Consider the following 13,485-nt stretch of genomic DNA (forward strand, 5'->3'; position numbering starts at 1 on the left):
TGCTCGTCGTCGTGCCACGCGTGGTGTGGCTTCGGCCGCTGAGCCGGCTGTCGCCGAGTCTGCGGCCAGGGCCTCGGAGTCGGTCGAGGAGGCCGTGCCCGTCGAGGCAGAGGCCGTCACATCCGAGCCGGCCGCCGAGGATGCCGCTCCGCGGCGTGCTCGTCGTCGTGCCACGCGTGGTGTGGCTTCGGCCGCTGAGCCGGCTGTCGCCGAGTCTGCGGCCAGGGCCTCGGAGTCGGTCGAGGAGGCCGCGCCCGTCGAGGCAGAGGCCGTCACATCCGAGCCGGCCGCTGAGGATGTCGCTCCGCGGCCGCGGCGTGCTCGTCGTCGTGCCACGCGTGGTGTGGCTTCGGCCGCTGAGCCGGCTGTCGCCGAGTCTGCCGCCAGGGCCTCGGAGTCGGCCGAGGAGGCCGTGCCCGTCGAGGCAGAGGCCGAGGCCGCCGCGCCCAAGGGCCGTACCCGCCGTCGTGCCACGCGCCGCGTGTCCGCCCCGAGCGAGGCGCCCGCCGAGGCCGCCGCCGAAGCGAGCGAGCCGGTGCCCGAGGCCGCCCCGGCATCCGAGGCCGCGAACACGCCCGAGCCCGCGAAGACCACCGAGCCCGTCGAGTCCGGTGAGGACGCCGCTCCGCGCCGTGCGCGCCGCCGGTCCACCCGTAAGGCCGCCACCGGGTTCGCCGCCCCGGCGCAGAGCGCCGCCGCGGAGTCCGACGAGGCGGATGCGCCCAAGCGCCCGTCGCGTCCCGCGGTCGCCGTGTTCCGGGCGCCCGTGTTCGCGGAGCCCCAGTTCCAGACGCCCGAGCGGGCCGCGGCCGAGGCCGCCGCGGAGGCGGCCGATGCCGAGCCGGCGAAGCCGGTCGAGGAGAGCGCGGAGTCCCCGGAGGAGCAGCCCTCCGGGTCGCGCCGCCGTCGCAAGCGCCGGGGGGCCGCCGCCGAGGAGGCCGCCGAGGAGCGGGCCACCGCCGGCACCCGGGGCGGGCCCGAGGCCGGGACGGATTCCGACGCCGACGCCGACGCCGACGCCGACGCCGAGGACGAAGTGGAGGCCGACTCCGACGGGTCGGGCGAGGACCACGACGACGCCGAGGGCTACGAGGAGTCCGGTTCGCGCCGTCGCCGTCGCCGGGGCGGCCGTCGCCGCCGCAGGGGCGACTCCGCCGACGGCGACCTGACGGACGGCGAGACCGAGCACGCCGCCGCCGAGGAGGGCGAGGACACCGCCGAGCAGTCGGAGGAGGACGCCGAGGAGGGCGAGGACGCCTCCGGCGAGAGCGGTGGCTCCAGCAGCAGCCGTCGCCGCCGTCGCCGTCGCCGCCGCGCCGGGGACGGCTCCGGTGAGGCCGAGTCCTCCGACGACGACCCCGAGCGCACCGTCGTCAAGGTCCGCGAGCCGCGGCCTGCGCGGGAGAAGAACTACGAGCCGTCCGACGAGGTGCAGTCCATCAAGGGCTCCACCCGCCTGGAGGCCAAGAAGCAGCGCCGCCGGGAGGGCCGCGAGCAGGGCCGCCGGCGTGTGCCGATCATCACCGAGGCCGAGTTCCTGGCCCGCCGCGAGGCCGTCGAGCGCGTCATGGTCGTCCGCCAGCACGGCGAGCGCACCCAGATCGGCGTCCTGGAGGACGGGGTGCTCGTCGAGCACTACGTCAACAAGGAGCAGGCCACCTCGTACGTCGGCAACGTCTACCTCGGCAAGGTGCAGAACGTACTGCCGTCGATGGAGGCCGCCTTCATCGACATCGGCAAGGGCCGCAACGCCGTCCTGTACGCCGGTGAGGTCAACTTCGAGGCGCTGGGCATGGCGAACGGCCCGCGGCGCATCGAGTCCGCCCTCAAGTCAGGCCAGTCGGTCCTCGTGCAGGTCACCAAGGACCCGATCGGTCACAAGGGTGCCCGCCTGACCAGCCAGGTCTCGCTGCCCGGCCGCTACCTGGTCTACGTGCCCGAGGGCTCGATGACCGGCATCAGCCGCAAGCTGCCCGACACCGAGCGCTCCCGGCTGAAGACGATCCTGAAGAAGATCGTCCCCGAGGACGCGGGCGTCATCGTGCGCACCGCCGCCGAGGGCGCCAGCGAGGACGAGCTGCGCCGTGACGTCGAACGGCTCCAGGGGCAGTGGGAGGACATCCAGAAGAAGGCGAAGAGCGGCGGCAGCTCCAACGCGCCCACGCTGCTCTACGGCGAGCCGGACATGACCGTCCGGGTCGTGCGCGACATCTTCAACGAGGACTTCTCCAAGGTCGTCGTCAGCGGTGACGAGGCCTGGCAGACCATCCACGGCTACGTGGCCCACGTGGCGCCCGACCTCGCCGACCGGCTGTCCAGGTGGAGCAGCGAGGTCGACGTCTTCGCCACGTACCGGATCGACGAGCAGCTCGCCAAGGCGCTGGACCGCAAGGTGTGGCTGCCGAGTGGCGGTTCGCTGGTGATCGACCGGACCGAGGCGATGGTCGTCATCGACGTCAACACCGGCAAGTTCACCGGTCAGGGCGGCAACCTCGAGGAGACGGTCACCAGGAACAACCTGGAGGCGGCCGAGGAGATCGTGCGCCAGCTCAGGCTGCGCGACCTCGGCGGCATCATCGTCATCGACTTCATCGACATGGTGCTGGAGTCCAACCGCGACCTGGTGCTGCGGCGCCTGCTGGAGTGCCTGGGCCGGGACCGGACCAAGCACCAGGTCGCCGAGGTGACCTCGCTGGGCCTGGTCCAGATGACCCGCAAGCGGGTCGGCCAGGGCCTGCTGGAGTCGTTCTCGGAGACCTGCGTCCACTGCAACGGGCGCGGTGTCATCGTCCACCTCGACCAGCCGGCGTCGGCCGGTGGCGGCGGCGGTGGCGGCGGCAAGCGCCGCAAGCGGGCGCGGGCCGGGGCCGAACAGCCACACGAGCACGAGCACGAGGCCGTCGCCGGGGTCGAGACCGGTCCGACGGCGGAGCAGGAGGCGGACACCGAGTCCGAGTCCGAGGTGGCCGCCGAGGTGGCCGAGCCGGTCGCGCTCCCGGCGCCCGACTTCAGCGCGGACGAGGAGCTGTACAGCAGCGCCGCCGAGGCCGAGGCCGCCGCCACGCGTGGTCGTGGCCGGCGTCGCGCCAGTCGGCGGGCATCGGCCCCGGCCGGTGCACCCAAGGCCGCGAAGGGCGAGGCCGCGAAGGGCGAGGCCCCGACCGCGCAGGACGTCACGGCGGAGGAAGAGGTCGAGCGTCCCGTGCGGCGCGAGCCCGCCGCCGAGGTGCTGGCCGAGCCCGCGGCCGCCGAGGACGCGGTCTCCGGCGCCCCGGCCCCGGCGCCCGTGTCGGATGAGGCCGCGCCCAAGGGCCGTACCCGTCGTCGGGCCACCCGGAAGGTGTCCGCACCGGCCGGTTCCCCCACGGGAACCGAGGCCGCCGTGCTGACGGTCCCGGAGACCACGGCGTCCCAGCAGCCCGAGCAGACCGAGCAGGCACCTGAGGTCCCGGCCGCCGCCGAGGCGTCCGCGGAGCCGTCGGATACGGCCGCCGAGAGCGCCGCCCCGGCCCGTCCGCGGCGCCGTGCGGTGCGCAAGCCCACCACGTCCACCGCGTCCGAGGAGGCGGCCGTCGTGGTCGTCCCGTCGGCCGCGGCTCAGGACCCGGCCGGGCAGGCCGCGACGGTGGCGGCACCGGACGCGCAGGCCGACGGGCGGACCGACGCCGAGGAGGCCGCCCCGACCAAGAAGGCGGCGGCCCGCAAGACGGCCAAGAAGGCGACGGCGAAGAAGGCCGCCACCAAGAAGACCGCGGCCAAGAAGACGACGACCGCGAAGAAGGCCACGGCCAAGAAGGCGGCCAAGACGACGACCGCCAAGAAGGCCACGGCCAAGAAGACGGCGTCGAAGAAGACCGCGGCGGCCGCCCAGCAGGCACCGTCGTCGGTCACGGCCGACACCGAGAGCTGACGACGGCACACACAAGAAGCACAGGCACGGCGCGGGTCCCGGTATCCACCGGAACCCGCGCCGTGTCGTCGTGGGCCGCGCGATCGCCTGTCGTGCAGGTTGCCCGGAGGTGACAGGGAGGGGAACGCATGTGCACCTCCTGCTAATCTGATCGGCGGATCGGCTGCTGATCGCGGGTAGGTCGACGACGCCGGCCGATGAACACCCCGAAGCGTGTGGTGCTCGTGGCCGCCCCCGTCCCGCAAGGCATCCGGGGGCCTCCTGGGGGGAGCCGTTCGCCGTCTGCGCGCTCGGGCGATCCGAGGGGAACGTGAACGCGTCACACCGGGACGACTTCCGTTCTCCGATCCGTACAGAGTCAGTGCCGACCGGCCGCTGAAGAGGAGGATGTCGATGACCGACGCCCCTGAGTCCATCCCGGCCGCCCGGCCGGTGATCGACGAAGAGGAGATCGAGGCCGCTGTGCGTGTGCTGCGCAGCGGCAGGGTCGTGCAGGGGCCGGAGGTCGCCGCCTTCGAGGAGGAGTTCTCCCGGCTGGTGGACGGACGCCACAGCGTGGCGGTGAACTCCGGCACGTCCGCGCTGCACCTGACGCTCATGGCTCTCGGTCTCGGCCCGGGCGACGAGGTCATCGTGCCCTCCTTCTCCTTCGCCGCCTCCGCCAACGCCGTGCGGCTGGTCGGGGCCGACGTGGTCTTCGCCGACATCGAACCCGGCAGCTTCTGCCTGGACCCGGCGGCGGTCGAGGCCGCCGTCACGCCGCGGACCGCCGCCATCATGCCGGTCCACCTGTACGGGCACCCGGCCGCGATGGACCGCCTGACGCCGATCGCCGAGAAGCACGGCCTCGCCGTCGTCGAAGACGCCTGCCAGGCACACGCCGCCGAGCTGAACGGCACTCCGGTCGGCGCGTTCGGGACCGCGGGAACGTTCAGCTTCTACCCGACGAAGAACATGCACGCCCTCGAAGGCGGCATGATCACCACCGCCGACGCCCAACTGGCGCGCACCCTGCGGCTGCTGCGCAACCAGGGCATGGAGCAGCGCTACGCGAACGAGATCGTCGGCGCCAACATGCGCATGACGGACGTGGCCGCCGCCATCGGCCGGGTCCAGCTCGGCCGGCTGGCGGGATGGACGGACCGCCGCCGCGCCAACGCCGCCCACTTCGACGAGCGTCTCACCGCTCTGGCCACCCCTCCGGTCGCCGAGGGCGCGCGTCACGTCTACCACCAGTACACCGTGCGGGTCCCGGAGGGCATGGACCGGGACGCGGTGCAGGAGCGGCTCACGGCCGCCGGGGTGGGCAACGCCGTCTATTACCCCACCCCCATCCACCGGCTCAAGCCGTACTGGGAGCCGGACCAGAAGGCCGGCCGTACCTGGGACCTGCCGGAGACCGAGCGGGCCGCCGCCCAGGTGGTCTCCCTGCCGGTCCACCCCTCGCTGACCGACGCGGACCTGGCCCGCATCGTGGACGCGGTGAACACCCTGGGAGAAGCGCTGTGAGCAAGGCGAAACTGCGGGCCGGCCTGGTCGGCCTCGGATCGATGGGCCGCCACCACTGCAGAGTCCTGTCGGAACTGGACGGCGTGGAACTGGTCGCCGTGGTCGACCCGATGGGCGACAAGTTCGGCGTCGCGCGCGGCATACCGGTACTGGAGTCCGTGGAGCAGCTCATCGCGCAGGGCGTCGACTACACCGTGGTGGCCTGCCCGACCGCGCTCCACGAGGAGGTCGGCCTGCGGCTGGCCGAGGCGGGGGTGCACGCGCTGGTCGAGAAGCCGGTGGCGGACACCGTCGACGGCGCGCGGCGCCTGGTCGAGGCCTTCGAGAGCCGGGGCCTGGTGGCCGGCGTCGGGCACATCGAGCGGTACAACCCGGCGCTGCAGAACCTGCGGGCCCGCCTGGAAGCCGGCGAACTGGGCGAGGTCTTCCAGGTCGTGACCCGGCGTCAGGGCCCCTTCCCGCACCGCATAGCCGACGTCGGTGTCGTCAAGGACCTGGCCACGCACGACATCGACCTGACCGCATGGGTCACCGGCACTCCGTACGTGTCGATCTCCGCGCACACCGTCTCCAAGAGCGGCCGCCCGCACGAGGACATGGTCGCCGCCGTCGGGCAGCTCTCCGACGGCACCATGGTCAGCCACCTGGTCAACTGGCTGAGCCCGCTCAAGGAGCGGTTCACCTCGGTCACCGGCGAGCGCGGCTGCTTCATCGCCGACACGCTCACCGCGGACCTGACCTTCCACTCCAACGCGGCCGTCGCCACCGAGTGGGAGGCCCTGCAGGCGTTTCGCGGGGTCGCCCAGGGCGACATGATCCGCTACGCGATCCCCAAGCGGGAGCCGCTCCTGGTCGAGCACGAGTTCTTCCGGGACGCCGTGCTCGGCGTCTCGCACGAGATCTCCACGCTGCGGGAGGGCCTGCGGACCGTCGAGGTGGCCGCGGCCGTGCTGCAGTCCGCCGCGAGCGGTGCCACCGTGCGGCTGGACACGGCCGTCGACGCCGTGCCGTCCGGCGCCTGATCCGCAGACATCGTTACCGTCCGGGTCTCGTGTCCCGGCCCCGCAGACCGCCCCGAGAAAGAAGCACCCCCGTCCATGAACATCTGCGTAGTCGCCCTCGGGAAGATCGGCCTGCCGCTCGCCGTGCAGTTCGCCACCAAGGGCCACCGGGTGATCGGCGCCGACGTCAACGAGAAGGTCGTCGACCTGGTCAACGCCGGCACCGAGCCGTTTCCCGGCGAGCACGACCTCGACGTCCGCCTCAAGAACGCCGTCGACCAGGGGCTGCTCTCCGCTACCACCGACACCGCCGACGCGGTGGCACGGTCCGAGGCCGTCGTCGTGGTCGTACCGCTGTTCGTGGACGCCGAGGGCGTCCCCGACTTCGGCTGGATGGACGCGGCGACCAAGGCCATCGCGCAGGGCTTGAAGCCGGGCACGCTGGTGTCGTACGAGACCACGCTCCCCGTCGGCACGACCCGGGATCGCTGGGCACCGATGCTGGCCGAGGGCTCGGGTCTGACCGCGGGCGAGGACTTCCACCTGGTGTTCTCCCCGGAGCGGGTCCTCACCGGCCGCGTCTTCGCCGACCTGCGGCGCTACCCGAAACTGGTCGGTGGCATCGACGAGGCGTCCACGCGTCGGGGCGTGGACTTCTACCGGCAGGTCCTGGACTTCGACGAGCGTGACGACCTGCCGCGGCCCAACGGCGTGTGGGACCTGGGCACCTCGGAGGCGTCCGAGATGGCCAAGCTCGCCGAGACCACGTACCGGGACGTCAACATCGGCCTGGCCAACCAGTTCGCGCGCTTCGCGGACACCGCGGGCATCGACGTCAAGAAGGTCATCGAGGCCTGCAACAGCCAGCCGTACAGCCACATCCACCAGCCGGGCATCGCCGTCGGCGGCCACTGCATCCCGATCTACCCGCGGATGTACCTGTGGAACGACCCGCAGGCCACCGTGGTCAGCGCCGCGCGCGAGGCCAACGCCGCGATGCCGGCGTACGCCGTCGACCTCCTCGCGGCCGCCCACGGTGACCTGACCGGTGTCAACGTCCTGGTACTGGGCGCCGCCTACCGCGGCGGTGTGAAGGAGACCGCGTTCTCCGGCGTCTACGGGACGGTGGAGGCACTGCGTGAGCGCGGTGCGGTGCCCTACGTCTCCGACCCGATGTACACCGCCGAGGAACTGGCGGCGCACGGCCTGCCCCCGCACGAGGGCCAGACCGTGACCGCCGCGATCCTCCAGGCCGACCACGCCGAGTACCGCGAGCTGTCCGCAACCGACCTGCCCGACGTGCGCGTCCTCGTGGACGGCCGCCGCACCACGGACCCGGCCCGCTGGGAGGGCGTGCGGCGGGTCGTCATCGGGGGCTGACACCAAGCGGCACGGTCAGCCGCCCCACGCGTCACATCTCCAGCCGAGGAAGCTCTCTTGTCAACCGCTGAACCTGCACCAAAGGCGGCCGACGACCGCCCCCACCTGCTGTATTTCGCCATCGGTTTCCCGCCTGCGGCCAAGAGCTGCGTGTTCCGCATGCGGGAGACGGCCAATCAGTTCGCCTCGCTGGGATGGCGTGTCACCGTCGTCACCATCGAGGACGAGGGATGGCTGGGCGACTGCGGCATCGACCAGACGCTCACCGCGTCCGTCGACCCCCGGATCGACATCCTGAAGCTGCCACTGTCCCGGGACGACCTGGAGACCGACCTGCGCCAGTTCTCGCGGGAGCGGGCCATCGACCCGCAGCAGTGGCACACCACCATGCGGGATCAGGCGTCCGCGGTCTTCCCCGATCCCGTCTTCGGCGGTTGGCGATACCACCTCGAAGAGGCTGCGCTGCGCATCCATCGAGAGAACCCGGTGACGCTGTCCCTGGCCAGCTGCGTTCCCTATGTCCAACTGGCCGCAGTCCGGCGCCTGTACGAGGAATGCGAAGTTCCCTACGCGGTGGATTTCCGGGACGGCTGGTCCATCGACGTGGTGGACGATGTGGAGGCCTTCCCCCGGGACTCCGAGGCGGGCAAGTGGGAAGAGCGGGTGATCGCCGACGCGGTGTCCTTCTGGTGCGTCAACGATCCCATCGCCGAGCACTACCGAAACCGCTATCCCGAGCACCGCGCGCGCATACACGTCGTCCGCAACGGCTACGACGCCGACAGCGTGGATCTGCCGGCCCGGCAGCGGTCCGGTGATGAACCTCTGGTCTTCGGTCACCTGGGCACGATCAGCTTCTCGGTACGGTTGCTGGAGAAGGTCCTGGAGGCGTGGCGCGCCGCACGGGCCCGTGATCCGCTCGTCGCCTCCGCCAGGCTGGAGGTGCGCGGACACATCGGTGTCGGCGCCAACCGCGGAGCCAACAAGCACATGGAGCTGCTGCGCGAGGCCGCAGACGACGGGGTCGTGGTCGACGGGCCGGTACCCAAGGCCGAGGTGGCCAAGGTCTACGGCGGCTGGGACGCCCTGGTGCTCGTCATCCTGGGTGGCCGGCACATGACCTCCGGCAAGGTCTACGAGTACATGAGCACCGGCCTCCCGATCGTGTCCATGCATGAACGGGAGCACGACGCGTCCCATCTCCTGGACGGTCACCCCCTGTGGACCGGAGCGCACGGTCTCGACGTCGAGAAGCTGACTGAGTCCTTCTGTCGCGCCGCCCACCTCGCTGCGTCGGCCACCGACGGACAGCGCCGCGCGGCACGTGCGCACGGCGAGGCCTATGAACGTGGAGCTCTCATGAGGCCCGCGGTGCAGGCTCTTACGGAACTGGTCACGGGAGCGGCTTCCGGGGCCGGGGAGAAGGAGGAATCGTGATGGACGTGCTTGTCGTGGTGGGGCGCACGCCCAACACCGACACCCTCTCCGCGTTCGTCGCCGAGCTGAAGGAGATCGACGCACGCGTTCATGTCGTCGGTACCTTCTCCGAGCGCGCCATCGACCCCGACTGGGGGCTGGGCAGTGTGCTACGGGTGGCGACAGACGGCGCCAACCTGCACTGGCGTGCCAGGGCTCACGCGCTGGAGGCCCACCCGCACGAGCGCTTCTGGGCCTACGTGGGCGCTGACCAGAACGTACTGCGCCTGGCCAAGACCGCCGACGTGATCGTCGCTGTCGACACCAAGGCCTACTACAGCGCCTGGGAACTCGCCCGGCTCAACCCGGGGGCGCATGCGTGCGTGGGCTTTGCCGCGGCGCAGCGAACGGCGCATGCGCTGCGTGAGGGTACGGCCGAGCCGCCCCTCACCGAGCGGCGAAGCGAGCCGGACGGGGGGCGGGAGGAGCGTGCTTCGGACCTCGCCCTTCTCCTGGGCAACGAGAAGCTGCTGGGGAGCAAGGTCGGTGCGGCCCTCGCCCGGCGTGTGCCGCTTCTTCCGCTCAGCGAGAAGACCCGTATCGACATGACCCGCAACCTGGTGCTCGGTCTGTTCGCCACCAAGCGGAACCAGGCGGCGCTGGCGACCGCGTCCGCGACGGCAAGCAGGTTGCGCGATACTCGGGCACGCTCCGAGGTACTGCGCGCAGCGACCCGGCGCGCGCTGGTGCAGGGGTCCACGCCGGACACTCTGCTGGCGTCGGCCGAGGCGGACCTCGCCCACGCCGATCACTTGTACGAGGCGCAGGACCCGGCCGGCGCGGCGGAGTTCGTCAACCATGCTCTGACCACGGCCTTCCACCGGGTGGCTCACATCGATCAGCGCAAGAGCCCGCTGACCACTCGGGCGGAGGAGTTCGCCCGGCTGACCTCTGCGTCGACGGCCGCGTCCGCCGTGGCGGGGGAACGCGGCCGGGCGCGTCCGGCGGCGGAGCCGGAGCCCGGCAGGCCGCGCCGACTGCTGGTCGTGACGGACGGCAACGACAACTTCCTCGGTCTGATCAGGGACCACTACGAGTCGAATCCGGATGTCGAGCTGAGATTCCTCGACATCGCCGACCATCCCGGCATCAAACGACTCGCCGGCAACCGCCGTCGGCTCATGGAGTACCGCCTGGGTGGCGACGCGATGTACGGCTTCACAGCCGAGCAGCACCTGCGCCCCCACCTCGACTGGGCCGATACGGTCTTCATCGACTGGTGTGCCGCCGCGGCGGCGCTGTTCACCTCTGTGGACCCGGGTACCGCACGCATCGTGGTGCGGCTGCACAGCTACGAGGCGTTCTCCCACTGGCCCCGGCTGACGGACTTCTCCCGCGTCGATGACCTGGTCTTCGTCGCGGACCACATCCGTGACCTCGCTCTGGGCTCCGTCCCGGCCCTGGCCGGGCCGCGTGCGCCGCGCACGCACATCGTCGACAACGGCATGGACCTCGCGGGTTTCGCTCTCCCGAAAAGCGCCGACGCCCGCTTCACCGTGGGCATGGTGGGCATCGGGCAGGTCGCCAAGGACCCTCTGTGGGCCCTGCGTGTCATCCGGGAGCTCCGCCGCCGCGACGAGCGCTACCGGCTGGTGCTCATCGGCGGCGACATGAACACCAAGGCCAGCCGGGCGGTGGCCGCCTACGAGCGCTCCTTCCGGCGCAAGCTGACCCCGTTGGTACAGGAGGGCGCCGTCGAGCGCCGGGGGGCCACCACCGACGTGCCCGGCAGCCTGCGGGACGTCGGCGTCATCCTCAGCAGCTCCGTGCGGGAGGGCTGCCACGTCGGTGTGATGGAGGGTGCCGCCAGCGGAGCGGTCCCCGTCGTCCGCGACTGGCCCTTCTTCGCCGGGCAGAAGCACGGCGCCTCGACCCTGTATCCGGCGGACTGGGTGGTGAGCACTCCGGAGGCGGCCGCAGACCGGATCCTGGCCGTCACCGCCGACGAGGAGACGTGGTCGCAGCACTGCCGGGCGAGTGAGAAGCATGCCCTGGCCTCGTGGGACTGGCCGGTGGTGCGGGGTGAGTTCGACCGGCTCTTCGGGATCGGCTGACACCGGCGGACGCCGGTCGCCCGGAGGGCGACGCGGAGCGGCCCGTGGCCCGCAGGAGGACTCTGCGGGCCACGGGCCGCTCGCGTACGGGTGCGCGCCCGTCAGGCGCCCGTCAGGCGTCGCGCTCGGTGAGAACACCGTCCTGCTCGTCGTACAGCGCACCCGACTCCGGGCACTGCCACACTCCGGACTCCTTCTGCACGAGCTTGTGCCCGGCGCGCCCCACCCACCCGGTCTGCCGCGCCGGCACGCCCATCACCAGGGCGAAGTCGGGCACGTCCTTGGTGACGACCGCCCCGGCGGCGACCATGGCCCAGCGGCCCACGCGGACCGGGGCGACGCACACCGACCGGGCCCCGACGGAAGCTCCCTCGGCCACCGTGACGCCCACGGCCTCCCAGTCGCCGCCCCGCTTCTGCCGGCCCTCCGGGTCGACGGAACGGGGATTGTGGTCGTTGGTGAACACGGCGGCGGGGCCGACGAAGACGCCGTCGCCCAGCTCGGCCGGCTCGTAGACGAGGGCGTAGTTCTGCACCTTGACGTTGTCGCCCATACGCACACCCGTGCCGATGTAGGCACCGCGTCCGACGACGCAGCCCTCGCCGAGGCGGGCCTGCTCGCGGATCTGCGCGAGGTCCCAGACGCTGCTGCCCGCACCTATCTCGGCACTCGCGTCCACCTGCGCGCTGGGCTGGACCCTGTAGTTCACTCTTGTTCGCCTTCCGCTGTCCGGCTACGGCTGCCGAGCATACGGGGACTGGGCAGGCCGCCCCCCTCCAGCCGGTGTCGTGCACGGCGGCCTCGGCCGCCTCCCCCTCAGCCGGTCACGAGGTGATCCGTCGTCCAGAACGCGGGGACGTCCGACCAGTACCTCAGCAAGGGAAGAGTGATCTTCGAGTCTCAGCTCGGGGGTGACGTCTGGTGCGCACCCACCAACCTCGCGGAGGGGAGAACCGCGGGGTGTTACGCGCCGACGGTGCAGGTGGGCAACTGTTGGCGCACCACCAGCGCCACGGTGGAGCTCACGCTCACCAGGATGACCGCCGCGACGGCCAACGGTCAGTACGTTCCCTGCGACTGAGCTGCCCCGCGATGCCCGATGCCCGATGCCCGATGCCCGCTGATCGAAGCGGGCGGGACGCCGGCTCCGGCGTACGGCCGCGGCGTCCCCGCAGAACGCGGGTTGCGCATGGGCACGCGGAGAGGCGGGTCCCGCTTGGCACACGCGCGGAGAGCGACGAGAAGCTGCTCACGTTCCGCAGGGACGCCGTCGGTCGCACGGGGCCCGGTTTGACCCCCCTGGTCGAGACCCGTAACCTTGACCGTCGGCGTGTCGACTGACGCGTCACATCCCCGTAAACCTCTTTCCTTCCGGGTGCGGGCCCTCGCGGGCCCCGGCCGGGAGAGGCTGTCCGTGTGTCACCGGGTGGCTGGACTGCGGGGGTGCCGTTCCCGAGCGAGAGAGTGAGATCCGCGTGTACGCCATCGTGCGCAGCGGTGGTCGCCAGCACAAGGTTGCTGTCGGCGACATCGTTGAGGTTGACAAGATTTCCACCGCCCAGGTAGGCGACACGGTCGAGCTCTCGACCCTGCTCGTTGTCGACGGCGACGCTGTGACCAGCGACCCGTGGGTGCTGGCCGGCATCAAGGTCCAGGCCGAGGTCGTGGACCACCACAAGGGCCAGAAGATCGACATTCTGCGCTACAAGAACAAGACCGGCTACCGCCGTCGTCAGGGCCACCGCCAGCAGTACACGGCGATCAAGGTCACTGAGATCCCCGCGGCCGCGAAGTAAGGGACTGAGGAGACATGGCACACAAGAAGGGCGCATCGTCCACCCGGAACGGTCGCGACTCGAATGCCCAGCGGCTCGGCGTGAAGCGCTTCGGCGGTCAGGTCGTCAACGCGGGTGAGATCCTGGTCCGCCAGCGCGGCACCCACTTCCACCCGGGCGCCGGTGTCGGCCGCGGTGGCGACGACACGCTGTTCGCGCTGCAGCCCGGCTCGGTGCAGTTCGGCACCAACCGTGGCCGCAAGGTCGTGAACATCGTTCCGGTCGCCTGACCGGAAACTTTCGCGAGGCGGGCCTCACTTCCCCGAAGGGAAGCGGGTCCGCCTTTCGCGTGTTACCCAAGAGACATTCCCGGCAGTGAG

The 13,485-nt window shown here is 71.6% G+C and carries 10 protein-coding genes; 9 read left to right on the forward strand and 1 reads right to left on the reverse strand.

Annotated features, from left to right (window positions below):
* From ACGFYH_RS00370 to ACGFYH_RS00395, 6 genes are all read left to right on the forward strand, one after another.
* The coding region (locus ACGFYH_RS00370) for an Rne/Rng family ribonuclease (RefSeq protein ID WP_393800890.1) at window positions 1–3,910 on the forward strand (3,910 nt) is incomplete at its 5' end.
* Between the two features lie 393 nt (window positions 3,911–4,303).
* Window positions 4,304–5,419 (forward strand): DegT/DnrJ/EryC1/StrS family aminotransferase, encoded by a 1,116-nt coding sequence (locus tag ACGFYH_RS00375; RefSeq protein WP_393800891.1) that lies wholly within the window; start codon window positions 4,304–4,306, stop codon window positions 5,417–5,419.
* Window positions 5,416–6,441, forward strand: coding sequence for a Gfo/Idh/MocA family protein (locus tag ACGFYH_RS00380; protein WP_393800892.1), 1,026 nt, complete (start codon window positions 5,416–5,418; stop codon window positions 6,439–6,441). The genes ACGFYH_RS00375 and ACGFYH_RS00380 overlap by 4 nt, the downstream gene beginning before the upstream one ends.
* Before the next feature lie 75 nt (window positions 6,442–6,516).
* Window positions 6,517–7,800 carry a nucleotide sugar dehydrogenase gene (locus ACGFYH_RS00385; protein ID WP_393800893.1) on the forward strand — a complete coding sequence of 428 codons (1,284 nt, stop codon included), beginning with the start codon at window positions 6,517–6,519 and terminating at the stop codon, window positions 7,798–7,800.
* 57 nt (window positions 7,801–7,857) lie between these two features.
* The gene (locus ACGFYH_RS00390; RefSeq protein ID WP_393800894.1) at window positions 7,858–9,237 is read left to right on the forward strand and encodes a glycosyl transferase; all 1,380 of its coding nucleotides are present in this window, start codon (window positions 7,858–7,860) and stop codon (window positions 9,235–9,237) included.
* Window positions 9,237–11,330 carry a glycosyltransferase family 1 protein gene (locus ACGFYH_RS00395; RefSeq protein WP_393800895.1) on the forward strand — a complete coding sequence of 698 codons (2,094 nt, stop codon included), beginning with the start codon at window positions 9,237–9,239 and terminating at the stop codon, window positions 11,328–11,330. The genes ACGFYH_RS00390 and ACGFYH_RS00395 overlap by 1 nt, the downstream gene beginning before the upstream one ends.
* Window positions 11,331–11,442: 112 nt before the next feature.
* On the opposite strand, the gene ACGFYH_RS00400 is transcribed toward ACGFYH_RS00395, so the two are convergent.
* Window positions 11,443–12,039, reverse strand: a complete 597-nt coding sequence (locus ACGFYH_RS00400) for an acyltransferase (protein WP_393800896.1) — start codon at window positions 12,037–12,039, stop codon at window positions 11,443–11,445.
* 177 nt (window positions 12,040–12,216) lie between these two features.
* On the opposite strand from ACGFYH_RS00400, the gene ACGFYH_RS00405 reads away from it, so the two are divergent.
* From ACGFYH_RS00405 to rpmA, 3 genes are all read left to right on the forward strand, one after another.
* Window positions 12,217–12,411: a hypothetical protein gene (locus ACGFYH_RS00405; RefSeq protein ID WP_393800897.1), complete on the forward strand. Its 195-nt coding sequence runs from the start codon at window positions 12,217–12,219 to the stop codon at window positions 12,409–12,411.
* Between the two features lie 394 nt (window positions 12,412–12,805).
* Window positions 12,806–13,126 carry a 50S ribosomal protein L21 gene (gene rplU / locus ACGFYH_RS00410; protein ID WP_007449531.1) on the forward strand — a complete coding sequence of 107 codons (321 nt, stop codon included), beginning with the start codon at window positions 12,806–12,808 and terminating at the stop codon, window positions 13,124–13,126.
* A 14-nt stretch (window positions 13,127–13,140) separates the two neighbouring features.
* Window positions 13,141–13,395 (forward strand): 50S ribosomal protein L27, encoded by a 255-nt coding sequence (gene rpmA / locus ACGFYH_RS00415; protein WP_393800898.1) that lies wholly within the window; start codon window positions 13,141–13,143, stop codon window positions 13,393–13,395.
* Window positions 13,396–13,485 lie beyond the last annotated feature (90 nt).

This window comes from Streptomyces sp. NPDC048392, assembly GCF_043200575.1.
Classification (GTDB): domain Bacteria; phylum Actinomycetota; class Actinomycetes; order Streptomycetales; family Streptomycetaceae; genus Streptomyces.

Excerpts from the sequence above, each read along its gene's own strand:
- ACGFYH_RS00395 (WP_393800895.1), top strand. The coding sequence starts at position 9,237 with ATGGACGTGCTTGTCGTGGTGGGGCGCACGCCCAACACCGACACCCTC.
- rpmA (WP_393800898.1), top strand. The coding sequence starts at position 13,141 with ATGGCACACAAGAAGGGCGCATCGTCCACCCGGAACGGTCGCGACTCG.
- ACGFYH_RS00375 (WP_393800891.1), top strand. The coding sequence starts at position 4,304 with ATGACCGACGCCCCTGAGTCCATCCCGGCCGCCCGGCCGGTGATCGAC.
- ACGFYH_RS00385 (WP_393800893.1), top strand. The coding sequence starts at position 6,517 with ATGAACATCTGCGTAGTCGCCCTCGGGAAGATCGGCCTGCCGCTCGCC.